We start from the raw sequence: 22,502 nt of genomic DNA, 5'->3' as shown, positions 1-22,502 counted from the left end.
CTTTACAGGCGCAGCGAGGGATTTCATGGCGGGCAAGAACGTGGAGAAGCGAGACAACCAGACCCTCTGCTGCTCTTTCTGCGGCAAGTCGCAGAAGGAAGTGAAGAAGCTCATCGCGGGGCCAACGGTCTACATCTGCGACGAGTGCATCGGGCTGTGCAACGACATCATCGCGGAGGAGATCGACCGCGAGGAGACCAAGGACACCAAGCTGCGCATCCCCCGGCCCTCTGAAATCAAGGCCGTGCTGGATGAGTACGTCATTGGCCAGGAGCGGGCGAAGAAGACGCTGTCGGTGGCCGTTCACAACCACTACAAGCGCATCGAGTCCAAGGTCGCGCTCGAGGACGTGGAGCTCCAGAAGAGCAACATCCTCCTCCTCGGCCCCACGGGCAGCGGCAAGACGCTCCTGGCGCAGACGCTGGCGCGCATCCTCAACGTCCCCTTCACGATTGCGGACGCCACGTGCCTCACCGAGGCCGGCTACGTGGGCGAGGACGTCGAGAACATCATCGTCAACCTGCTCCAGGCGGCCGACCACGACATCGAGCGGGCGCAGCGCGGCATCGTCTACATCGACGAAATCGACAAGATTGCCCGCAAGTCGGAGAACCCCTCCATCACCCGCGACGTCAGCGGCGAGGGCGTTCAGCAGGCCCTGCTGAAAATCATCGAAGGTACGGTGGCCAACGTTCCGCCCAAGGGTGGCCGCAAGCACCCCCAGCAGGAGTTCCTGCAGGTGGACACCACCAACATTCTCTTCATCTGCGGTGGTGCCTTCGGCGGGTTGGACCAGGTCATCGAGCGGCGCCTGGGTGGCCGCAGCCTGGGCTTCGGCGCGGACATTCAGTCCAAGAAGCAGCGCAACCTCACGGAGCTGCTCAAGCACGTGGAGCCGGAGGACCTGCTCAAGTTCGGCATGATTCCGGAGTTCATCGGCCGTCTGCCCATCATCACCGCGCTGGAGGAGCTGGATGAGCCCGCGCTCATCAACATCCTCAACCAGCCGAAGAACGCGCTCACCAAGCAGTACAAGAAGCTCTTCGAACTGGACGGCGTGGCGCTGAAGTTCACCGACGGCGCGCTCAAGGCCATCGCCAGCGAGGCCATCCGCCGCAAGGCCGGTGCCCGCGGCCTGCGCTCCATCCTCGAGTCGGCCATGCTGGACGTGATGTACGAAATCCCGTCCCGCAAGACGGTGCGCGAGGTGCTCATCTCCGAGGAGGTCATCCTCAAGAAGAGCGAGCCCGTCATCCTCCATTCCGCGGCGGAGAAAGAGCCTGCGGAGCCGAAGAAGGAATCCGCCTAGCGCGGCGCCGGGCCGCCTCTTCCAGGGGCGGCCCCTTGAGATGTGACGGGGCGCGTCAAGGGCCAGGCAGCAGGCCCGACGCGCCCCATCCATTCTGGAGCAGGGCCGGCCTTCCAGGCGGCCCACGGTTTTTGTGGGACGGGCGTGGGGCTTTCTGTATGTGCTGGCTCCATGAGACGGCTGCCCCTGCCCGCCTTGTGGTTGATGCTCTCTGCCTGCGCTGGCTCGAAGCCGGCGGAACGGGAAGCGCCTCCGGTGGGGGCGCGGGCCCAGGAGGAACACTCGCGCATGGCATACCCGGCGACACGGGTGGACGCGGTGGTGGACACGGTGCACGGCGTGCCGGTGTCGGACGCCTACCGCTGGCTGGAAGACGAGAAGGCACCCGAAGTCCAGGCGTGGATGAAGGCGCAGGATGCCGTCGCGCGCGAGGCCCTGGCGAAGGTGCCCGGCCGCGACGCGCTGGTGCGCCGCTTCCGCGAGCTGTTCTACGTGGACTCCATCTCCATGCCCAGCCGGCGCGCGGGCCGCTACTTCTACATGCGCACCCACAAGGACAAGGAGAAGGCGGTCCTCTACTGGCGCGACGGTGAGAAGGGCGCGGAGAAAGTCCTCCTGGACCCCAACGGCTGGAGCCAGGACGGCTCCGTGTCGCTGGGCACGTGGGCACCTTCGTGGGACGGCAAGAAGCTCGTCTTCGCGCAAAAGCCCAACGCGGCCGACGAGGCCGTGCTGCACGTGATGGACGTGGACTCGGGCCAGTGGTCGAAGGCGGATGTCATCGAGGGGGCCAAGTACGCCCAGCCCCGGTGGACGCCGGACAGCAAGGGCTTCTATTACGAGTGGCTGCCCACCGACGCCTCCATCCCCGTGGACGCGCGACCGGGCTACACCACGCTGCGCTTCCACGCGCTCGGCGAGGACCCCGCGAAGGACGCGCTGGTGCACCCGCACACGGGTGACCCGAGCACCTTCCTCCAGGGCGACTTGAGCCGCGACGGCCAGTTCCTCTTCGTCTACGTGCTCCGGGGCTGGAACGAGAACGACATCTACTGGAAGCGGCCCGGGGAGAAGGACTTCCGTCTGCTGGTGAAGGGGCAGGGCGCCCGCTACACCGCGCTGGCCTGGAAGGGCCGCTTCTACGTCAACACCGACGAGGGCGCTCCGCGCCAGCGCGTGTTCGAGGTGGACCCGGCGCACCCCGCACGTGCCTCGTGGAAGGAGCTCGTCCCCGAGGACCCGGTGGCCTCGCTCCAGACGATGAACATCGTCGGGGGGCACCTGGCGCTGGAGTACATGAAGGACGCCACCACCGTCATCCGCGTGACGACGCTGCGGGGCAAGCCCGTGCGCGAGGTGGAGCTGCCGGGCGTGGGCGCGGCCTCCAACCTGTCCGGCCTGGAGGACGAGGATGAGGCCTATTTCGTCTTCACGTCCTTCACCACGCCCCGGCGCGTCTACAAGACGTCCGTCCAGAGCGGGAAGTCAGAGCTGTGGGCCCAGGTGGAGCTGCCCATGGACCCGACGGCCTACACCGTGGACCAGGTCTTCTACCCCTCCAAGGACGGCACCCGCGTGCCCATGTTCCTGGTGTACCGAAAGGGCCTGAAGCGGGACGGTGACGCCCCCACGCTGCTGTACGGGTATGGCGGCTTCAACGTGAACATGGAGGCCAGCTTCCGAGCCAGCATCCTGCCCTGGCTGGACGCGGGAGGCGTGTATGCGGTGGCCAACCTGCGCGGGGGCGGCGAGTACGGGACGTCGTGGCATGAGGCCGGTCGCCAGGCGAACAAGCAGAACGTCTTCGACGACTTCCACGCCGCCGCCGAGTACCTCATCCGCGAGAAGTACACCCAGCCTCGCCGCCTGGCCATCCAGGGCGGCAGCAACGGCGGCCTGCTGGTGGGGGCGGCCATGACTCAGCGCCCGGAGCTGTACGGCGCGGTGGTGTGCCAGGTGCCCCTGCTGGACATGGTGCGCTACCACCTCTTCGGAAGCGGGCGGACGTGGATTCCCGAGTACGGGACGGCGGAGAAGGCCGAGGACTTCCGGACGCTTCACGCCTATTCGCCCTACCACCACGTCCGTTCGGACGTGCGCTACCCCGCGCTCTTGATGATGTCCGCGGACCACGATGACAGGGTGGACCCCATGCACGCTCGCAAGTTCATCGCGGCGGTGCAGAACGCACCTGGCGGCTTGTCACCCGCCCTGCTCCGCATCGAAATGAACGCGGGACATGGTGGCGCGGACCAGGTGGCCAAGAGCATTGAATCCAGCGCGGACCAGTACGCGTTCTTGTTCCAGGCGTTGGAGGTGGGAGGGCTCCAGGGTGGGCAGTCAGCGCAGGGCCGCTGACACCCCAGGCGGACACCCGAGTCGGCTCCGGGTGTTCCCTTGAAGGCAGCAAGTCGTTCCCCAATCTTGAGGCGGGGAACGGCGCCTGAAACCGACGTGTTATAGACATGCTTCACCCCGGGTAAGCGCTCGTCGGGCGAGCAACCGGGCAACTCTTCAGGGGCCTACCCTCCCGGTAGGCCAGCAGGTGGCGGATACATGTTCTTCGGACGTGACGACAAGAAGGAAGCCCAGAAGCGGGGACTCACCGTCCCGCTCTTGCCCCTTCGGGACATCATCGTGTTCCCGCACATGGTGGTTCCGCTGTTCGTCGGCCGGGAGAAGTCCATCGCGGCGTTGAAGGACGCGATGGCTCACAAGGGGCCGGACGACAAGGCCGTCATCCTGCTGGCCGCCCAGAAGAAGGCCAAGACGAATGACCCCTCTCCTGACGACATCTTCCACTTCGGCACCATGGGCCATGTCATCCAGCTGCTTCCCCTGCCTGACGGCACGGTGAAGGTGCTGGTGGAAGGCGTGCGCCGGGCCAAGGTGAAGAAGTTCCACCCCAACGACGCCTTCTTCATGGTGGAGGTGGAGGAGGTTGAAGAGCAGACGGAGAAGAGCGTGGAGCTGGAGGCGCTGGTTCGCAGCGTCCACTCCGTGTTCGAGGCCTTCGTCAAACTCAACAAGCGCATCCCGCCAGAGATGCTGATGCAGGTCGCCAGCATCGACGACCCGGCGCGGCTCGCTGACACCATCGTCGCGCACCTGTCGCTGAAGCTGAACGACAAGCAGGCGCTGCTCGAGACGGAGTCCCCGGCCAAGCGGCTGGAGAAGCTGTACGAGCTGATGCAGGGGGAGATCGAGATTCTCCAGGTGGAGAAGAAGATCCGCACCCGCGTCAAGAAGCAGATGGAGAAGACCCAGAAGGAGTACTACCTGAATGAGCAGATGCAGGCCATTCAGAAGGAGCTGGGTGAGCGCGACGAGTTCAAGAACGAGATTCAGGAGATTGAAGAGAAGCTGAAGAACAAGCGGATGAGCAAGGAGGCCACGCTCAAGGTCAAGAAGGAGCTGAAGAAGCTCCGGATGATGAGCCCGATGAGCGCCGAGGCCACCGTCGTCCGCAACTACATCGACTGGATCATCAGCCTCCCCTGGTACGACGAGACGCAAGACAGGCTCGACGTGACGGAAGCGGAGACGGTGCTCAACGAGGACCACTACGGCTTGAAGAAGCCGAAGGAGCGCATCCTCGAGTACCTGGCCGTGCAGCAGCTGGTGAAGAAGCTCAAGGGCCCCGTGCTGTGCTTCGTGGGTCCTCCGGGCGTGGGCAAGACGTCGCTGGCGCGCTCCATTGCTCGGGCCACGGGCCGCAAGTTCGTGCGCCTGTCCCTGGGCGGCGTGCGTGACGAGGCCGAGATTCGCGGCCACCGGCGCACGTACATCGGCGCGATGCCGGGCAAGCTCATCCAGTCGCTGAAGAAGGCGGGCAGCAACAACCCCGTCTTCCTGCTCGACGAAATCGACAAGATGTCCACGGACTTCCGAGGCGACCCGAGCGCGGCGCTCCTGGAAGTGCTGGACCCCGAGCAGAACCACAACTTCAACGACCACTACCTGGACCTCGACTACGACTTGTCGAAGGTGATGTTCATCTGCACCGCGAACACGATGCACAACATCCCCGGTCCTCTCCAGGACCGCATGGAGGTGATTCGCATCGCGGGGTACACCGAGCCGGAGAAGCTCTCCATTGCCCGGCGCTACCTCATCCCGAAGGAGCAGGAGGCCAACGGGCTGGCGGACATCAAGGTGGACATCAGCCGAGAGGCGCTGAAGACCATCATCCACCGCTACACGCGTGAGTCCGGCGTGCGCTCGCTCGAGCGTGAGATTGGCGGCGTGTACCGGAAGATTGCCCGCGACGTGCTGAAGAACGGCAAGCGGGACATGGCGGTGGACCGCAAGATGGCGATGAAGTTCCTGGGCACCCCGCGCTACCGCTACGGCGTGGCGGAGCAGGAGGACCAGGTGGGCATCGTCACCGGCCTTGCGTGGACGGAGCTGGGCGGTGAGATTCTCACCACCGAGGCCACCGTGATGCCGGGCAAGGGCAAGCTCATCATCACCGGCAAGCTGGGTGAGGTGATGCAGGAGTCCGCCCAGGCGGCCATGTCGTACGTGCGCAGCCGCGCCGAGCGCTTCGGTATCGACCGCAAGGTGTTCGAGAACTACGACATCCACGTCCACCTGCCGGAAGGCGCCATTCCGAAGGACGGTCCCTCGGCGGGTGTCACCATCTGCACGGCGTTGGTGAGCGCGCTCACGCGGGTCCTCATCCGTCGCGACGTCGCGATGACGGGTGAAATCACCCTGCGTGGACGGGTGCTCCCCATCGGCGGCCTGAAGGAGAAGACGCTGGCCGCGCACCGGGCGGGCATCAAGACGGTCCTCATCCCGAAGGCGAACAAGAAGGACCTGAAGGACATCCCGCTGAAGATTCGCAAGCAGCTGCGCATCGTCCCGGTGGAGTTCGTGGACGACGTGCTGCGCGAGGCGCTGGTGTTGGAGAAGCCGGAGGAGTTCGGCCGCAAGCCGTTCTCCGACAGCCTGAAGGCCGCGCCGCCGGACCTTCCGTCCACGCCGGCCCCCGCCCCGGCCTAGTTCCGGGGTGACAGCGGAGGAGTTTCCTCCGTGAGGTACCGAAGCCAGGATGCCGGCCGACCAGGAGTCGCCGGTCTCCTGGCTTCTCCTTTTCGGGGGAGCGGCGCTTCGGGGTACAACGTGCTCCGGTGGCTCCTCGCGCGCGACTCGCTTGGTGGTGTCTCTTGCTGGCCTGGGTGACCGGGGCCTGCGGGCCGTGCGGCTTTCAGCCCGACGCGGGCGTCAAGGTGGTGGTGCCCGCCATGCCCACCACACTGGACTGGAGTCACTCGGACCCCGAGAGCTGGGCCAACTATCCGGTGATGCTGGCCACGCAGCGCGGTCTCACCGTGCTGGGGGCGGACCACTCGGTGCGGCCGGGGCTGGCGGAGCGCTGGGAGCGCACTCGCGACGAGAAGGGCCGCGAGGTCTACGTCTTCCACCTGCGTCGGGATGTGCGCTGGTCCGATGGCTCGCTGCTCACCGCGCGGGACTTCGTCGTCGGCTGGCGACGTGCGCTGCGCGGGCGGGAGCGCGGGGAGATGGCGGACCTGGATGGCGCATCGGAGGTGCTGGCGCTCCAGGAGCGGATGGCGCCCGAGGCGGACCTCCGCGCGGCGATGGAGCGCGTGGGCGTGGAGGCCGTGGACGCGCACACGCTGCGGGTGACGCTGGTGCATCCACGCAGCTACTTCCTGGCCCGTGTGGCCAACGTCTACATCTTCTATCCGGCGCCGGCCGCGGACCTGGAGGGCAGGGCGGATGAGGAGGTCCGTGACTACTTCGATCGGCCTCGTGACGGACGTCCGCTGGCGCTGGGGCCGTACCGCGTGGAGAGCTGGGACCGCGCGGGCGAGCGGGTGCGGTTGGTGTACAACCCGCGCTCGGCGTTTCCTCCGCCGCTGGTGCCCGGCGAGGCGCCCGTGCCCGTCATCACCTTGATGAAGTCGGAGATTGGCCCGGCGCTGTACGAGCGGGGCCGCGTGGACTTCGTCTTCGTGGACAGTGCCGCGGCCCTGCGCGTGAAGCGGCCCGAGGACCTGCAGCGCGAACCTTTGCTGTCGACGTACTACCTGGCCTTCAACACGGAGCGCGCCCCGCTGGACAGGCCCGAGGTGCGTCGCGCGCTGTCACGGGCGTTGGACCGGGAGGCGCTGGTGGCGGGGTTGCTGCCGGCTTCGCGTCCGTCGCATGTGTTGTTGCCTCCGGAGCTTCCGGGTGCGGCTTCGACGGAGGAGGCGGCGCGACTGCCGCACTACGAGCCCGAGCGCGCGAAGCAGGAGCTGGCTGGGGTGCCCGGGTTGGAGCGGCCGTTGCGGCTCGTGTATCGCGCTGGGGACAACTTCGTGCCGGAGGTCGCCATCGCGGAGCGCGTGGCCGCGCAGTTGGCTCGCGTGGGTGTGCAGGTGGTGCTGGAAGCGCGCTCGGATTTCATGGCGGAGGTGGCTCGGCGCACGGCGCAGGGGCCTCGCGCGTATGACCTGTATCTGCGCCGATTGGGCGGGGACTACGCGCACCCGAATACGTTCTTCACGCTCTTCGAGCGCGAGGGCAACCATCAGACGGGCTGGGAGACGCAGGCGGGTGGGGAGCCGATGGGGCGCTTCGAGCGACTCCTGGAGGCGGCGGATGGCGAGGCGGATGAGGCCCGCGCCCATGCGCTGTACACCCAGGCGCAGGAGGTGCTGGTGGGGGAGCAGGCGGTGATTGCGCCGCTCTACCACCCGGACCGCTACTTCCGTGCTCGGGACACGCTTCGCGGTCTGGACGTGGACCCGTTCAACTTCCTGGCGCTGCGCACGCTGCGCCGGTCTGCTCCGGAACCGAAGCAGGCCGAGGTGGCGCCATGACGGCGATGCTTGTGGCGCGTGGCGCGGGCACCATCATGGCTGTTCCCGTTGGAGCTGCGGCGCGCCGAGGTTACGCCATGACGGCAGGGCGCTTGTGGCACATGGCGCTGGCCCCACCATGGCTGCTGCTCCCGGTGGAGTCGCAGCGCGCCGAGGTCACGCCATGAGGTCGGTGCTCCAGAAGCTGGCGCGACAGCTCGTGCTGGTACCGCTCGTGGCGGTGGCCTCGTACTTCCTCATGGCGATGCTTCCGCTCACCACGGAGAGCGAAGCGAAGCGACAGGTGTCACCGGAGCTGGCCGCTTCGTATCGACGGGACCTGGGCATCGGTGAGCCGCTGGGCTTTCTTCGGCCGTGGCAGAAGCTCTGGCGCGGCGAGCGACTGGGCACGAGCGCGCAAGGAGTCACCGGCGACGAGCTGGCGCGCAAGCTGTCCGGCAGTGTCGGCGTCGGACTGCTCGCGCTGCCCCTGGCGCTGACGTGGGCGCTCGGCTTCGCGATGGTGCGCACGCGCTGGCGTCGGGGCCGCTGGGCCGCGCTGGGCGATGTCGTGCCCGCGCTGGCCTTCGGCACCCCTGTCTTCATCCCCGCGCTCCTGCTCGCTCCCGCCGTGGTGGAGCGTGGCAACATGTTGCCGGAGCTTTGCGCCGCGCTCGTCACGTCCATCTGGCCCGGCATCTTCCTGGGCACCCTGGTGGGTGACTCGCTGGAGACGGAACTGTCGCGCGACTACGTGCGCACCGCGCTGGGCAAGGGGCTCGCCCCCGGCACGGTGCTTCGCCGTCACGTGTTGCCCAACGTGCTGCCCGCCTTGCTGGATGCGGTGGGGCCGGTGGCCACGGCGCTGCTCGCCGGCTCGTTCGCCGCCGAGCGTGTGCTGGGACTGCCGTACTTCGGTCAGCTCTACGTCCTCGCCGTCCTCAACAAACAGGTGGCCGTCGTCGTGGTGGCCACCACCACCTTTGCCTCGCTTCTCGTCGTCGTCAGCCTCGCGGTAGAACTCACGCGGTATGCGGTGGACCCTCGCTCACGAGAGGCACGCGCATGAGGCCTGTTCCTGCATCCACCTGCTACGGAGCGGGGTTGTGCGATGCGCAGATTCCGCGCACGTGTCACGCTCGCCCCGCGCGCGGCTTCGTGAGACCGCGGTCGTGTGACTCGCTGATGCCGCGCACACGCGGGGCTCGCCGTATGCACGGTGTCGTGAGCCCGAGGTCGCCGGCTCCACTCGAGGTGCTCGCATGAGACGCGTTCCCGCTCGCGCCACGTTCGGGCTCATCCTCCTCGTGGGCCTCGGCGCGCTGAGCCTCGTGGCCGGGCGCTTGTTCCCGGACTGGCTCGCCAGCACCTGTCCGCTGGGCGTGGACCCGACGCGGCCGGACCGCACGGTGTGCGAGTTGGCCTTTGGTGGGCTCTGGGTGTCCCTCGCCGTGGGCCTGTGCGCGGGCGGGCTCTCCACGCTCATCGGCCTCATCGTCGCGGCCGTGGCTCGACTCGTCGGTGGCGCGTGGGAGCAGGCCCTGCTGCGCGGCGTGGACGCTGTCTTCGCTCTGCCCGACGTGCTCGTCGTCATGGTGCTCCAACTCGCGGGCCAATCCCTCGCGGACGCGGGACACAGCGGCGGCCTGGGCCCCTTCGGATTGATGGTGGCGTCACTCGCGCTCGTCGGCTGGGCGGGCCCCGCTCGCATGTTCCGCAATCGCCTGGCCACACTGGAAGGACAGGAGTTCGTCGCCGCGGCCCGAGCACTCGGCGGTGGCGGCACGCATGTGTTGCGCGTCCACCTCTGGCCCGCCCTGCGCCCCTTCGCCCTGGCCGTGTTCCTCAGCCGCCTGCCCACCGCCATCCTCACCGAGTCCACCGTGAGCTTCTTCGGCATCGCGCGCATGGAACCCATGTCGCTCGGGCGCTACCTGGGCACCAGCTACGCGGCCCTCATCTACGAGGGCGGCGCTCGCGTCGTCCTGCCCGCATGGGCGCTGCTCGTCCTCCTGGTGCTCGGCGCTTCGCTCGCCTCCCAGGCACTCTCGGCGAGCCCTCGCAAGGCCACCTGAGCAGGCACCGGGGCACCGGTGGGTGTGAGGAATTCCCACCGTGGAAATGTGGGTTCCCATCACACGGAAACCTTTTGCCCAACCGGTGCCCTCATGTCCCTGCCTACCACTGAAGAGACCATCCCCGTGCTCGGCCACGACGCGAAGGAGCGCACGGAACGCAGCGACGAGTTGAAGGTGGAGACCGTGCGCAGCTCGGTCCTTGTCGTGGAGGATGATCCATCCCACCGCGAAATCCTGGTGGAGATGCTGGCGGGCTGGGGATACGAGCCCATGCCCGTGGGCAGCGCCGAGGAGGCGGAGTTCGCCGTGCGCAACAAGCGCATGGACGCCGCCATCGTCGACGTGTTCCTCCCCGGTCGCAGCGGCGCCACGCTGATGTCCCGACTGCGCGAGCGCTTCCCGCAAGCGGTCCTCATCGGCGTGAGCGCGATGAGCGACGCGGCCATGGCGCGCAAGTGCAAGGGCCTGGGCGCGGACCTCTTCATCGGCAAGCCGCTCAACCCGGAGCGACTCTCCGAGGCGCTGCAGTCCAAGCACACCAGCTGGCACTGAAAGCCAGGGCGGCGGCGTGCTCGGAGCGAGCCCCGACGGGGGCGGTTCCGGTTGCGCCGCCCGCTCGAACGGTTGATGCTCGGCTCGTGAAGAACCTCGCTCCCGGCTTCCTGCTGGCCATGCCTCAGCTCGGGGACCCCAACTTCTACCGCTCCGTCATCCTGATGATTGAGCATGGGGAGTCCGGCTCCATGGGGCTCGTCGTCAACCGGGGCGCACCGCTGACCCTGGGCGAGCTGGCGCGCGGGCAGAACCTGGATATCCACACGGAGCGCACCAGCCAGCCCGTCTTCGTCGGCGGCCCCGTGGAGCCTCAACGGGGCTTCGTGCTGCACGACGATGGAGGTGTCCTGGAGAAGCACTCGGTGCTGCCCGGGCTGTTCCTCAGCGTGACGCTGGATGCCCTGGGGCCGCTGCTGGAGCGCGGGGCGCCCCGCCTGCGCTTCTGCCTGGGCTATGCGGGCTGGGGACCCCGACAACTGGAGAGCGAGATTGCCGCCGGCTCCTGGCTCTTCACCGAGGCCAGCGCGGACGCGGTGCTGGATATGGAGCCTGGCAAGTTGTGGGAGACGACATTGCGTGGCATGGGCGTGGACCCAGCCATGCTGGTGATGGGAAGGGGAATGAACTGATGCTTGACGCAGACTTCGTCCGCAGCCGAATCCTGGAGGCCCTGCCGGGCTCCGAGGTGGAGGTCCAGGACACCACGGGGACGGGCGACCACTTCGAGGCCCGTGTCATCAGCCCCGACTTCGCCGGTAAGGCGATGGTTCAGCAACACCAGCTCGTGTACGCGCCGCTCCAGCAATGGCTGAAGTCGGGCGAACTGCATGCCCTGGCCCTCAAGACCTACTCGCCCGAGCAGTGGAAGAAGCTCGGGAACCGCTAACGAAGGAGACCCATCCATGAACCCAGAGCTCAAGGCCCGGTTCGACGAGCTGACCCAGTCGCACCCCATCGTCCTCTTCATGAAGGGCAATGCCCTGTTCCCCCAGTGCGGCTTCTCCGCGCGGGCGCTGCAGATACTCCAGCCCCACGGTGAGGTCTTCACGGTGGACGTGCTGTCCGACCCCGCGATTCGCCAGGGCATCAAGGACTACACGAACTGGCCCACCATCCCGCAGATCTTCATCCGCGGGCAGTTCGTCGGCGGCGTGGACATCCTGGCCGAAATCGCGGAGCGCGGCGAGCTGACCGACCTGGTCGCTGGCAGGCCCCCGGCCTGACCCGGGCTGGAGGGGGGAGGGGAGATTTGCTCCCCTCCTGCGGGTAGAATGGGTGGCCGCTCCCGCGAGGAAACACCGTGGTCACCGCCACTCAGCCCAACCCGTCCGAGAAGACCGAAGAGACCGCAGACCCGTCGGGTGCCCCGCCGGTCTCCAACGCCGCCACCAACGCCGCTGTCGTGTTGACGGATGCCCCACCGGGCGTCGCGCCCGCGGTGGTGGACCCCGATGACCTGGTGGCCACGGCGAAGACGCCCACGCTGATGGAGAAGGTGCAGGCGTTCCGCACCCGGCACGAGAAGTGGGAGATGGCCGCCTTCTTCTTCGGCGGCTTCCTCTACGACATCGTCTCGCTCAGCCGCATCGACGACACGCTGACGATGGTGCAGAGCTTCGCCTACCTGCTCATCCTGGCGACCCTCATCCTGTTGGAGCAGCGCTTTCCGGAGGGCACGCCGCCCCCGGGGGTGCTGTCGAAGGTGTGGCGCTGGCGCGAAGACGCCATCCACTTCTTCTTCGGAAGCCTCCTCAGCGTCTTCATGCTGCTCTTGTTCAAGAGCACGTCGGGCTTCACGCCGTACCTCTTCATCGTGGGCCTCTTCGGCCTGCTGGTGGCCAACGAGCTGCCGCGCTTCCGGCAACTGGGCCCCATTGTCCGCGTGTCGCTGCTCAGCCTCTGCGTGACGATGTACTTCGCCTTCCTCCTGCCCGTGCTCATCGGCCGGATGGGCTTCTGGGTGTTCCTGCTGGCCGTGTCCCTGGGCTGCGCGAGCGTGTTCGGGCTGATGCGGCTGATGGAGCGCCTGCGCCCGGATGTCGAGTACGTGGTGCGCAAGGTGGCCCTGCCGGGCTTCGGCGTGCAGGCGGCGCTGCTGATCTGCTACCTGGTGGGCGTCATCCCGCCGATTCCCCTGGCCGTGCAGTACTCGGGCATCTTCCACGAGGTGAAGCGCGTCAGTCCGGGCCTGTACCAGCTCACCTCGGTGGACGACTCGCTCTGGTACAAGCCGTGGACGTGGTTCGGCCCGGACTTCGTGATTCGGCCCGGCGACAAGCCGTACTACTTCTTCCGCATCTTCGCCCCGAAGCACTTCGCGCCCTACAAGGTGCGCGTGCGCTGGTACTACGACCACCCGGAGAAGGGCTGGACGACCAGTGGCAACGGCTTCATCGCCAACGTCAGCAGCAACGGGACGGACGGCGGCTACCGCTTCTACGCCACCACGTCCAACCTGAAGCCCGGCAACTGGCGCGTGGTGCTGGAGACGGAGGCCGGGCACGAAATCAACCGCCTGTCCTTCACCGCCGGTCTGGACACTCGCACCGAGCCGCGCGACCTCAAGGTGGAGTACTCCACGCTCAAGGAGATCATCCCCCTCTCCGCCGAGGAGTGGGCGAAGACGCGCAAGCCTACCGACAAGGTTCCGGGTGAGACGGCACCGCCCGCGTCGGCTCCGACCGACGAAGCCCCCATCCCCGTGGAAGTCGCCCCCTCGCCCACGCCCTAGTCGCGCGCGGGTGCAGTCACTTCGCGCGAAGCCCTGTGAGATACTGAGCTCATGCTTCCTCGCCGCAAGTCCTCCCATGCGCGGTCCTGGCTGCTGCCGGGAACGCAACTCGATTACGAGATTGCGCGCGCCGTCGACATGACGTTCGAGGACGGCGAGGGCTTCGCGCCGGTGGCGGGCGGGCTGGCCATCTGGCACCTGGACCGGTGGCTCGCGGGTTCGCGGGCGACGGTGTACTCGCTCTACGAGGCGCTGGGCGGCATGTGTCCCATGGGCCTGTCCACGCTGGAGCGCACGCACTTCGAACAGCGGCTCAAGCAGCGGTTGGAGCGGGCCCTTCTCGATGGCGAACTGACGGTGCGCGAGGTGCCGCTCGTACGTCACGTGCCGCCTCCGTTCACCGAGCCGGTGGTCATCGAACGCGAGGCTCCGGTGGAGCGTCCCGCGCCTCCGCCTCCCGCGCCCGAGCAGGACATCGCCGCGCAGGTGCGCGCCTTGCGACAGGCGGCCGCCGACGGCACGCCCTTCTGCGAGGAGTGCGCGAAGAAGGCCCTGCAAGGGCCCCAGAAGCGCGCCGCCTGAAGGGGAGAACGAGGATGTCACCGCGCGCCAGACACTTGTCAGCGTTGCTCTGGGCCGCTCCGGAAGAGGGCTCGCCGCCGCTGGAGCGCTACGCCCTGCTCGACGCGGCCCGTGAGTCGCGCGTGTACTCGCTGATTCGCTGGGAGCCCGCCGCTTCGTGTCTCTACGAAGGGCGCATCCCCGCCGAGCTGGCCGAGGTGGCTCCCTACCTGGTCCGGCTGCGGCCCGATGCGCCCCTCCTGGGAGAGCTGATTGGTACGGGGTGGGGCCGCGCGTGGGGGCTCTACGTCGAGGCGCCCGTCGCGCCGGAGTTGCTGCGCCGTCACTTCCGACGGTTCCTCAAGGTCCAGGACGAGCGGGGCAAGCGCCTCTACTTCCGCTACTACGACCCTCGAGTGCTCCGGACGTACCTGCCCACGTGCAACGCCGAGGAGCTCCAGTTCGTCTTCGGTCCCGTCCGCTCGTTCCTGATGGAGGACGAGGAGGGCTCGTCGCTGCTGCGCTTCTCGCTGCGCGACGGGGAACTCCTGCTCCAGCGCGTGCCGCTCCTGGCCGACACCGTCGCCGCCTGAGCTGCCGTGTTTCTTGTCGCGCGCGGGCGGCGGGGCGCCTGCCCAGATACCTGACATATAGCTGTCACGCCCGAGGGTCATGGTGCGTCTTACGAAGCCGTCGAGCTTCCGGACCCGCCCAGGACCCCAGGCCCCATGATTCCCATCCCCTTGATGTTCTTGCCTTTCCCCTTCATTCCGGCCGAAGAGACGCGCTCCAGGGTGGGCGGTGCGAAGAACCCGGGACGTCGCCAGCGCGTGGTTGCCGCACCCCGGAATGTGAAGGAGGTCGCCTTGTCGCCTCGAAGCAAGAGCCCGTCATCCGCCACCACCCCGCGTCGGAGCGGGAAGGGTGGACTGGCTCCGGTGCTGACGACGCGGGAGCTCAACCGGGCCCTGCTCCAGCGGCAGTACCTGCTGCGCCGGACGGCCAGCTCGCTCCCGGAGGTGATTGAGCACCTGGTGGGGCTTCAAGCGCAGGCCGGCAACGCGCCCTACCTGGCTCTCTGGACGCGGATGAAGGACTTCCAGCTCGACGACCTGACGCGGTGCTACCAGGAGCGCACCGTCGTTCGGGCGACGATGATGCGGTCCACGCAGCACCTCGTCACCGCGCGCGACTTCCAGCGCCTGCGGCCCACGCTCCAGGCGGTCCTGGACCGGATGATGAAACAGAGCGTCTATCCGCGGGAGCTGGTGGGGTTGGACCTGGACCTGGTGGTCGCCGAGGGACGGAAGCTGCTCGCCAAGGAGCCCTTGAGCACCGTGGAGTTGGGGCGTCGCCTCCAGGCGCGCTGGCCGGAGCGGGATGCTCGTGCGCTGAGCTTCGTGGTGCGGGTGGCCGAGCCGCTCGTCACCGTGCCTCCCTTCGGGACGTGGGGCGTGGGCGGAGAGGTGGAGTTCGCCACGTCGAAGTCGTGGTTCGGTGAGCCGCCAGGCCCCGCGCTGCCCCTGGAGGACGTGGTGCTGCGCTACCTGGGCGCCTTCGGTCCCGCGAGCGTGAAGGACATGCAGGCCTGGTCCGGGCTGATTCGACTGGCGGACACCGTCGAGCAGCTTCGTCCTCGGCTGCGAACGTTCCGCGACGAGCAGGGGGTCGAGCTGTTCGATGTGCCGGACGCGCCTCGGCCGGAAGGGGATGCGCCGGCTCCGGTGCGCTTGGTGGCGGAGTTCGACAACCTGCTGCTGTCGCATGCGGAGCGCTCGCGCATCATCTCCGAGCCCTACCGCAAGCGTGTCTTCACCATCAACGGCATCATCCGCCCGACGGTGCTGGTGGATGGCTTCGTGCGAGGGATGTGGAAGCTGGAGCGCGAGAAGGAGCGCGTCACGCTGCGCATCGAACCCTTCGAACGGATTGCGCGCGAGGACCGCGCGGCGCTGACGGAGGAGGGGGCGCGGCTGCTCGCCTTCGCGGCTCCTGACAGCCCGTCCCACGACGTCCACTTCGCGCCGGTGTCCTGACGCGAACGGGGGGCGTCGGGCTTCGCGCCACAAGGTGGGCTCGGAACTTGTGACTCCGAGCCCCGCGTCGGGCGCCGAGAGTCGGACCGTCGGGCCCGACTCCGTCGCCGCGTGCTACTTGCGCTTGCCGGCCTTCGCCTTCTTCGCGGGGGCCTTCTTCGCGACGCGGGCCTGGGGCTTCTTCGCGGCGGACTTCTTCGCCTTCGCGGCCGGGGCCTTGTCGGCATTCCACAGGCCGCCCATCCACGCCTCGATGTCCTTCACCGTGCGCGGGATGTTGGCGGAGAGCACCTTGCAACCCCGAGCGGTGACGACGAGGTCGTCCTCGATGCGCACGCCGATGCCTCGGTAGCGCGCGGGCACCGTGAGGTCGTCCTTCTGGAAGTACAGGCCCGGCTCCACCGTGAGCACCATGCCCGCCTGGAGCTTGCCGTACTTGTAGGCCTCCTGCCGCGCCTGCGCGCAGTCGTGCACGTCCAGGCCGAGCATGTGGCTGACGTTGTGCAGCGAGTAGCGCTTGTAGAACTGGTGCTCGTCCTTGAGCGCCTCGGCCGCGCTCTCGAGGATGCCCAGCTTCTGCAGCCCCTCGGCCAGCACGCGCATGGCGGCGCGGTTGGGCTCCATGAAGTCGTTGCCCGGCTTCACCGCCGCGAAGGCCGCCTCCTGCGAGGCATACACGAGGTCGTAGATGGCCTTCTGCTCCGGTGTGAAGCGCCCGGAGATGGGCAGCGTGCGGGTGATGTCCGCCGTGTAGAGCGTGTGGCCCTCCACGCCCGCGTCCAGCAGCAGCAGGTCCCCGGGAACCAGCGGGCCGTCATTGCGCGTCCAGTGCAGCACGCACGCATGCGAGCCGCTGGCGGCGATGGTGTTGTAGCCCACGTCGTTGCCTTCCACGCGGGCGCGGAGGTTGAACACGCCCTCCACGTAGCGCTCGCTCTTGGCGACCTTCAGGCTGCGGATGACGTCCTCGAAGCCGCGCTGCGTGGCGTCGATGGAAATCTGGAGCTCGCGCAGCTCCTGCGAGTCCTTGATGAGCCGCATCTCCGACAGCGTGGTGGCCAGCGCCTTGTCGCGCTCGCCGCCCTCCGTCACCGCGCCGTCCACCTTGGCCGAGTGGCCGCGCAGAACGCGCGAGGGCTTCGTCGCCGCGCCCTTGAGGCCCGTCAGGTAGTCCGCCAGCGTGTCCAGGCCGCGCGCCTCGTCCACGTCATGTCGCGCGCGGCTCTCCGGCACGCCCAGGCGCGGGCCCACCCACAGCTCGCCCTTCACGCGGTCCGTGAAGAACGTCGCGTTGGCGCGGCCCGGGTTGGGCTCCACGAAGAGGATGTCCGTGTGGCCACCGCCGTCCTTCGGCTCCAGCACCAGCACGCAGTCCGGCTCCAGGTTGCCCGTCAGGTAGTAGAAGTCCGTGCCGGGGCGGAAGCGGAAGTAGGTGTCGTTGGCGCGCACCTTCTCGTGGCCCGTGGGGATGACCAGCGTCTCTCCGGGGAACGCCTGTGACAGCGCCTTGCGACGGGCCTTGAAGGCGTCCGCGTACTTGATGCGCGGAGGCAGCTTCTGCGCGGAGGGCTTCCACTGCTGAAGCATGAAGTCCAGCAGCGCGGGCGGCGGCACCGAGTCGTGGCTGGCGGGCTTCGCTGGCGCCTGCGGCTCGGACGTGACGAGGGGCTGCTGCTCACCGACCGCGGGCTGCGAGCTGTCGGAAGCGACCGGGGACGAAGGGATGGACGTGGCCATGGCGAGGCACTCTTCAACAGCGCCCCGCGCTCCTCAAGCCCGAGATGCATCCTGACGCGGAGCAGTGTCTTCCGCGAGAAGGGCTACTTGCCCGACGAGCACGGGAACCGCCGTCTCCACCCTGAGGATGCGAGGCCCCAGGGAGAACGGCCGAAAGCCGTGGGACTCCAACAGTTGGGCCTCGAACGACACCCAACCCCCATCGGGGCCGATGGCCAGGACGGAGCGCTGGCCGGGGGATGCTGACACGGCGCGCAGTGGCTGGCTCGCGGGCGGGTGGGGGAGCAGGCGGACGGCATCGGGGGGGAAGACGGTGTCGAGTTCGTCCTCGACGAAGGGGCGGAAGCGCTCGCGGACGAGGACCTCCGGCAGGTACGTGTCGCGGGCCTGCTCCAGGCCCTGGAGGAGCAGCTCTCTCACGAAGGCGCCGTCGAGCACCTTGGAGTCGAAGTAGCTCTTCTCCACCCGGGCCGCGTTGACCAGGACGATGCGGTCCACGCCCAGCGAGGCCACGGCGGGGAGGACCTTCTTGAGCGCCTTGGGCCGGGGGATGGCGAGCAGCAGGTCGATGCGGGCGCGCGGCGGAGGCGGCTCGGTGAGGTCCACGCGCAGGTGGAGGACGCCGGGGCTGTTCTCCAGCACTTCGCCGGTGCCGATGAGTCCGCCCAGGCGGCCGACACGCAGGGATTCGCCGGGCTCGGCGCGGAGCACCTCGCGCGCATGCTGGGCCCGGCGGCCGGTGAGGCGCGCGGTGCCGTCCGGAAGGAAGTCCTCGTCGAAGAGCAGCAGCAGGTTCACGGGGAGCTTCTGTACCCCGGCCAGGGGGCGCCGTGGGGCCCTTCTTCCCTCCAGGGTGGCCCTGGAGCGCCCGGCTCCCTGACAGGTGGGGCGCCCTTCCACCAGCAGTGCTTGCCCGGCCCCGGGCCGTGCCGTAAAGCCGGGCTGTGCGTAACCTTTGTCTTCGCTGCCATCGCCCCGAGAGCACCTGCTACTGCTCGCAACTGCCGCCTCGGCTGGACACTCGCACCCGCGTCGTCTTCCTCCAGCACCCGCGTGAGCGCCGCGTGGCCATTGGCACCGCGCGCATGGCGCACCTGGCGCTGGCCAACTCCGAGCTTCACCACGGCGTCGACTTCACCGGCCACACCCGGCTGGAGGAGCTGGCCGCGGACCCCGGGTCCGTCGCGGTCCTCTTCCCTGGTGAGGACGCCATCTCCGTGGAGCAGGCGCGCGCGCATCCGCCGAAGACGCTCATCGTGGTGGATGGCACCTGGCCACAGGCGAAGAAGGTCGTCGCCCGGAACCCGCTGCTCGCCGGGCTGCCGCGCATCGGCTTCGTGCCTCGCCGCCCGAGCAACTACCGCATCCGCGCGGAGCCCGCGGACCACTGCGTCTCCACCATCGAGGCGGTGGTGGAGATCCTCGGGCTGCTGGAAGGTGAGCCGGAGCGCTTCGACACGATGTTGAAGGCGTTCGAGTACATGGTGGACACGCAGTTGGGGCGACAGTCGACGCGGACGTCGCCGAACCGGCGCCGCATCCACTTTGGTCCGTGGCGTCCGCCGCAGGAACTGCGCTCGCTGGCGGAGGACTTCGAGAACCTCGTCGTCTTCTACGGCGAGGCGAATGCGCACCCGACGGGTGCGGACATCCCGCCGGAGCTGGTGCACGTGGTGGCGTGTCGTCCGGCCACGGGCGAGCGCTTCGAGGCCATCATCGCGCCCGAGCAGCCGCTGGCTCGCAGCACGACGTTGCACGTGGAGCTGTCGGAAGAGGTTCTGCGCGCGGGCGAGCCTCGGGTGCAGGCGCTCGAGCGGTTCGAGCGCTTCCTGCGTCCCGATGACGAGCTGGCGGTGTGGACGACGTTCGCGCTGGACCTGCTGTGGAGCGGCGGTGTGCAGCGCAGGCCCGCGAGGAACGTGCGGCTGGCCACGGCGCGTGCGTTGGAGGGCAAGGCCGGCGGTGTGGAGCACGCGATGGAGCTGCTGGCCGGTCCGGACGTGCCCTCGTGGGCACCCGGGCGCGCGGGCACGCGCATCCGCGCGCTGGAGTCCGTGCTGCGCGTGCTCGTGGAGCGTGGCCTCGCCCAGGAGCCGATGAAGCGGGTGAAGCAACAGCGCACAGGCACCGAAGGCTGACGCGTCGGGCACCGGGGTGCTCGCGGGGTTCAGGGCAGCAGCGCGGTGCCTGCCTCTCGCGCGTACCGGCCGCGCGGGAAGTCGTTCAGGTACTGGCGATACTCCATCTTCGCGTCCTGCCCCTGGAGTCGCTCCTCGAAGCAGCGTGCGCGCAGATAGCGCGCCTGCTCGCGGTGGTCCGTGCGCGGGCTCTTGTCCGCGATTTCCTCCAGGCCCGCGAGGAAGTTCTCACACGTCCGTGGCCCCATCTGGATTCGCGCGTAGCCCAGGAACCGCTCGTCAGCGTCCTTCGACAGCAGGGACATCGGAATGAGTCCCTCCTTCTTCTTGGGCTGAGGACGCTCCGCCACCTGCACCGGCGGTTTCGTCTCGGGAACGTTGGGAGCCAGCTGCGCGGGAGGCAGCTTCTCCGTCACCGACGGCGCGGGGTAGGGCGCGAACTCCTGCGTGGGGTCCGCGGGATTCCGAGGAGTGGAGGCCGGCGAGGGCGTTGACGAGGCCACCGCGGTCGGCGGCGGTGACGTGGGCTCCACGGGGGACTCCTCCCTTACCTCCGATGCACCTGGCTGAAGCGGAGCTTTCTCCTGTCGAGACTTCATGGATGCGGCCACCACCTTCGACTTGCGCTCCACCTTGTGGGAGGGCTCCGTTGCGAGGGCCGGCTTCACGGTGCTCGGCGTCTGGGGGGCATGGGCCACCGCCGGCACCACGCTCGGAGCTGCCTCGGGTGTGCTCGCACCTGTCGGCACCGTCGGGCCTGGCTCCTGCGTGGACGACTCGGTGGGAAGGTCCATCGAGTCGAGCGCATCGCGGTCCGGCTCGGACAGCGGTTCCTGCTTCAGCGCGCCCCCCTGCTCGGACAACTCCACACGCTCGCCCGCGCCCACCATCCGCGCGGGCTGGCCCTGCAGCTCCACGCGGACTCGACCTTCGGAGACCGCCACCGATGCCCCCAGGGCCGTGCGCTCCACGGTGAACACCGTGCCCACCACCGACACTCGCAGGCCCGCGACGTCCACGAGGAAGCCACGGCGCTCCGCATGCGAGGCCTTCACGGACACCCGGCCCTGGCGCACCGTGAGGTGCACGTCGCTCGCCTCCGCGCGAGACAGCTCCACCTCCGAGTCCGACGACAACCTCACCCGGCTCGCGTCCGGCAGGCGCAACATCGCGGAGGCTCGCGCCGGAGTCTTCACCGCCGCCCCCGAGCGCAAACGCATCCCGGCCCGCAGCTCTCGCTCCGCGCCGCCGCGCTCGCGCATCACCGCGCCCGTCGTGCTCTCCGCTCGGGTCGAATCCTGCTCGGCGGGGGACGTGGGCGTGCCCATCGCCACCGTCGCCTCGGGAGGCGGAGCCGCTTGCTCCGCGAGCACCACTTCAGGAGGACGGGGACTCACGGACGGCCCTGTTGGACGGCTCACCCAGAGCGCGAACACCACGGCGCAGGTTCCCGCGAGCGCGAGCGCCCAGGGCCACGTCGGTCGGAATGACTTGTCCGCCCGTCGCGCGCTCACCGTTCTCACGGGCGACAAGGCCGCAGTGGACTTCCCCTCCTGTCGCGCGTGTTCCTCGCTCCCGGAGCGTCGCGCCGTCGCGGTGCTCCACGGCCACCGGGGCCGCCAGGACTTCGTCTCCAGTCGCGCGGCGGCCTCGGCGCGCAGCTTCGTGCCCACCGCGTCCCAGTTCACCTGGGGCTCCACGCTCCTGGCCTCGTGCAGCACTGCGCGGCTTGTCCGCACCTGCTCCCACTCGGCGGTGCACGTCGCGCAGCTCGACAGGTGCGTGCGCGTGCTCGCCGTCTCCTCGGCGCTCAGCTCGTTCGCCGCCAGCGCCCACAGCGCCCGTGCCTCAGGGTGCGCCATGAGGGCCTCCAGGGCGGCGGGTGGCGAGCAGTCGCTGCATGGCCTCGTTGAACTCCAATCGCGCGTGGTGCAGGCGGCTGCGGACGGTGTTGGGAGAGCTTCCCACGGCCTCGGCGATTTCGTCCGGGCTCATTCCGCACAGCTCGTAGTACACGAAGACGATTCGCTTCTTCGGCTTGAGCTTCTCCAGCGCCGCCTCCACCAGCCGAGCGGCCTGCCGCCGCGACGCGGCACGCTCCGGGTCCTCGTCTGGAGACTCTTGCTCGGGCGGCTCCGCGACCGAGTCCTCGGGCCTGCGCCGTTTCCAGCGCAGATGCGACAGCGCCACGTTCGAGCACACCCGGTAGAAGAACGTCCGGAAGCGCGACTCGCCCCGGAAGCCCTTCACCGCCGTCAAGAGCCGCAGGTACACCTCCTGGAGCAGGTCCTCCACGTCCACGCGATTGCCCACCAGGTGCCGCAAGGTGCGCGCGGCGTCCACCCGGGTCAGCTCGTAGAGGTGCTCGAAGGCCGTGGTGTCTCCTTCCTGGAGCCGGCGCACCAGCGACTGGAGCTGGGGCTCATCCGACGTGGGAGGTGAGGAAGGGCCCTGTCCAGGGCGCTCCTCGGGCGAGGCGGCCGGCGCCAATGCCTGGGCTTCGCGGAAGATCACCGGACGCTCTCCCTCCGGGACGCGCCAT

General features: G+C 68.6%; 20 protein-coding genes. 16 read left to right on the top strand and 4 right to left on the bottom strand.

The window, feature by feature from the left end:
* Positions 1–25 precede the first annotated feature (25 nt).
* From clpX to HUA78_RS31705, 15 genes are all read left to right on the top strand, one after another.
* The gene (gene clpX / locus HUA78_RS31770; RefSeq protein WP_141642435.1) at positions 26–1,309 is read left to right on the top strand and encodes an ATP-dependent Clp protease ATP-binding subunit ClpX; all 1,284 of its coding nucleotides are present in this window, start codon (positions 26–28) and stop codon (positions 1,307–1,309) included.
* Between the two features lie 288 nt (positions 1,310–1,597).
* Positions 1,598–3,667: a prolyl oligopeptidase family protein gene (locus tag HUA78_RS31765; protein WP_254623996.1), complete on the top strand. Its 2,070-nt coding sequence runs from the start codon at positions 1,598–1,600 to the stop codon at positions 3,665–3,667.
* Positions 3,668–3,865: 198 nt separating this feature from the next.
* Entirely contained in the window at positions 3,866–6,316 is a 2,451-nt protein-coding gene (gene lon, locus HUA78_RS31760) for an endopeptidase La (protein WP_141642433.1), read from the top strand.
* A 242-nt stretch (positions 6,317–6,558) separates the two neighbouring features.
* Positions 6,559–8,145 (top strand): peptide ABC transporter substrate-binding protein, encoded by a 1,587-nt coding sequence (locus tag HUA78_RS31755; RefSeq protein WP_254614867.1) that lies wholly within the window; start codon positions 6,559–6,561, stop codon positions 8,143–8,145.
* Positions 8,142–8,312: a hypothetical protein gene (locus HUA78_RS45995; RefSeq protein ID WP_217442663.1), complete on the top strand. Its 171-nt coding sequence runs from the start codon at positions 8,142–8,144 to the stop codon at positions 8,310–8,312. Before HUA78_RS31755 ends, HUA78_RS45995 begins: the two co-directional genes overlap by 4 nt.
* A complete protein-coding gene (locus HUA78_RS31750) occupies positions 8,309–9,193 on the top strand; it encodes an ABC transporter permease subunit (RefSeq protein WP_141642431.1) in 885 nt (294 codons plus the stop codon). Before HUA78_RS45995 ends, HUA78_RS31750 begins: the two co-directional genes overlap by 4 nt.
* Before the next feature lie 193 nt (positions 9,194–9,386).
* Entirely contained in the window at positions 9,387–10,199 is an 813-nt protein-coding gene (locus tag HUA78_RS31745) for an ABC transporter permease subunit (RefSeq protein WP_174458563.1), read from the top strand.
* A 93-nt stretch (positions 10,200–10,292) separates the two neighbouring features.
* The gene (locus tag HUA78_RS31740; protein ID WP_141642429.1) at positions 10,293–10,754 is read left to right on the top strand and encodes a response regulator; all 462 of its coding nucleotides are present in this window, start codon (positions 10,293–10,295) and stop codon (positions 10,752–10,754) included.
* Positions 10,755–10,840: 86 nt separating this feature from the next.
* The gene (locus tag HUA78_RS31735; RefSeq protein ID WP_141642428.1) at positions 10,841–11,386 is read left to right on the top strand and encodes a YqgE/AlgH family protein; all 546 of its coding nucleotides are present in this window, start codon (positions 10,841–10,843) and stop codon (positions 11,384–11,386) included.
* Positions 11,386–11,643 carry a BolA family protein gene (locus tag HUA78_RS31730; protein WP_141642427.1) on the top strand — a complete coding sequence of 86 codons (258 nt, stop codon included), beginning with the start codon at positions 11,386–11,388 and terminating at the stop codon, positions 11,641–11,643. Before HUA78_RS31735 ends, HUA78_RS31730 begins: the two co-directional genes overlap by 1 nt.
* A gap of 16 nt (positions 11,644–11,659) precedes the next feature.
* Complete coding sequence (gene grxD / locus HUA78_RS31725) at positions 11,660–11,980, top strand: Grx4 family monothiol glutaredoxin (protein WP_174477836.1); 321 nt, start codon at positions 11,660–11,662, stop codon at positions 11,978–11,980.
* A gap of 77 nt (positions 11,981–12,057) precedes the next feature.
* Complete coding sequence (locus HUA78_RS31720; RefSeq protein WP_141642425.1) at positions 12,058–13,488, top strand: DUF2914 domain-containing protein; 1,431 nt, start codon at positions 12,058–12,060, stop codon at positions 13,486–13,488.
* 51 nt (positions 13,489–13,539) lie between these two features.
* Positions 13,540–14,070, top strand: coding sequence for a hypothetical protein (locus HUA78_RS31715; protein WP_141642424.1), 531 nt, complete (start codon positions 13,540–13,542; stop codon positions 14,068–14,070).
* 35 nt (positions 14,071–14,105) lie between these two features.
* A complete protein-coding gene (locus HUA78_RS31710) occupies positions 14,106–14,642 on the top strand; it encodes a DUF4123 domain-containing protein (protein ID WP_254623995.1) in 537 nt (178 codons plus the stop codon).
* Positions 14,643–14,915: 273 nt separating this feature from the next.
* The gene (locus HUA78_RS31705) at positions 14,916–16,085 is read left to right on the top strand and encodes a winged helix DNA-binding domain-containing protein (protein WP_254623994.1); all 1,170 of its coding nucleotides are present in this window, start codon (positions 14,916–14,918) and stop codon (positions 16,083–16,085) included.
* A gap of 114 nt (positions 16,086–16,199) precedes the next feature.
* On the opposite strand, the gene HUA78_RS31700 is transcribed toward HUA78_RS31705, so the two are convergent.
* Both HUA78_RS31700 and HUA78_RS31695 read right to left on the bottom strand, forming a co-directional pair.
* Complete coding sequence (locus tag HUA78_RS31700) at positions 16,200–17,822, bottom strand: aminopeptidase P family protein (protein WP_141642421.1); 1,623 nt, start codon at positions 17,820–17,822, stop codon at positions 16,200–16,202.
* Positions 17,823–17,855: 33 nt separating this feature from the next.
* Positions 17,856–18,620: a 16S rRNA (uracil(1498)-N(3))-methyltransferase gene (locus HUA78_RS31695; protein ID WP_174477833.1), complete on the bottom strand. Its 765-nt coding sequence runs from the start codon at positions 18,618–18,620 to the stop codon at positions 17,856–17,858.
* A 146-nt stretch (positions 18,621–18,766) separates the two neighbouring features.
* On the opposite strand from HUA78_RS31695, the gene HUA78_RS31690 reads away from it, so the two are divergent.
* The gene (locus HUA78_RS31690; RefSeq protein WP_141642419.1) at positions 18,767–19,960 is read left to right on the top strand and encodes a DTW domain-containing protein; all 1,194 of its coding nucleotides are present in this window, start codon (positions 18,767–18,769) and stop codon (positions 19,958–19,960) included.
* A gap of 29 nt (positions 19,961–19,989) precedes the next feature.
* Here the strand turns inward: HUA78_RS31690 and HUA78_RS31685 are convergent, their stop codons facing one another.
* Both HUA78_RS31685 and HUA78_RS31680 read right to left on the bottom strand, forming a co-directional pair.
* On the bottom strand, positions 19,990–21,822 hold the full coding sequence (locus tag HUA78_RS31685) for a FecR domain-containing protein (protein ID WP_174477832.1): 1,833 nt from the start codon (positions 21,820–21,822) through the stop codon (positions 19,990–19,992).
* Positions 21,809–22,474, bottom strand: coding sequence for an RNA polymerase sigma factor (locus HUA78_RS31680; protein ID WP_174458571.1), 666 nt, complete (start codon positions 22,472–22,474; stop codon positions 21,809–21,811). The genes HUA78_RS31685 and HUA78_RS31680 overlap by 14 nt, the downstream gene beginning before the upstream one ends.
* Positions 22,475–22,502: the final 28 nt, after the last annotated feature.

Origin of the sequence: Myxococcus sp. CA033 (genome assembly GCF_013336625.1) — a bacterium.
GTDB classification, from domain to species: Bacteria; Myxococcota; Myxococcia; order Myxococcales; family Myxococcaceae; genus Myxococcus; species Myxococcus llanfairpwllgwyngyllgogerychwyrndrobwllllantysiliogogogochensis.
This window is presented reverse-complemented; position numbering and strand designations above follow the sequence as displayed.

Bases quoted from the DNA above. Each gene is read 5' to 3' on its own strand.
- HUA78_RS31755 (WP_254614867.1), top strand. From the start codon at position 6,559: ATGCCCACCACACTGGACTGGAGTCACTCGGACCCCGAGAGCTGGGCC.
- clpX (WP_141642435.1), top strand. From the start codon at position 26: ATGGCGGGCAAGAACGTGGAGAAGCGAGACAACCAGACCCTCTGCTGC.
- HUA78_RS31700 (WP_141642421.1), bottom strand. From the start codon at position 17,822: ATGGCCACGTCCATCCCTTCGTCCCCGGTCGCTTCCGACAGCTCGCAG.
- HUA78_RS31715 (WP_141642424.1), top strand. From the start codon at position 13,540: ATGCTTCCTCGCCGCAAGTCCTCCCATGCGCGGTCCTGGCTGCTGCCG.
- HUA78_RS31750 (WP_141642431.1), top strand. From the start codon at position 8,309: ATGAGGTCGGTGCTCCAGAAGCTGGCGCGACAGCTCGTGCTGGTACCG.
- HUA78_RS31745 (WP_174458563.1), top strand. From the start codon at position 9,387: ATGAGACGCGTTCCCGCTCGCGCCACGTTCGGGCTCATCCTCCTCGTG.
- HUA78_RS31685 (WP_174477832.1), bottom strand. From the start codon at position 21,822: ATGGCGCACCCTGAGGCACGGGCGCTGTGGGCGCTGGCGGCGAACGAG.
- grxD (WP_174477836.1), top strand. From the start codon at position 11,660: ATGAACCCAGAGCTCAAGGCCCGGTTCGACGAGCTGACCCAGTCGCAC.
- HUA78_RS31730 (WP_141642427.1), top strand. From the start codon at position 11,386: ATGCTTGACGCAGACTTCGTCCGCAGCCGAATCCTGGAGGCCCTGCCG.
- HUA78_RS31765 (WP_254623996.1), top strand. From the start codon at position 1,598: ATGGCATACCCGGCGACACGGGTGGACGCGGTGGTGGACACGGTGCAC.
- HUA78_RS31740 (WP_141642429.1), top strand. From the start codon at position 10,293: ATGTCCCTGCCTACCACTGAAGAGACCATCCCCGTGCTCGGCCACGAC.
- HUA78_RS45995 (WP_217442663.1), top strand. From the start codon at position 8,142: ATGACGGCGATGCTTGTGGCGCGTGGCGCGGGCACCATCATGGCTGTT.
- lon (WP_141642433.1), top strand. From the start codon at position 3,866: ATGTTCTTCGGACGTGACGACAAGAAGGAAGCCCAGAAGCGGGGACTC.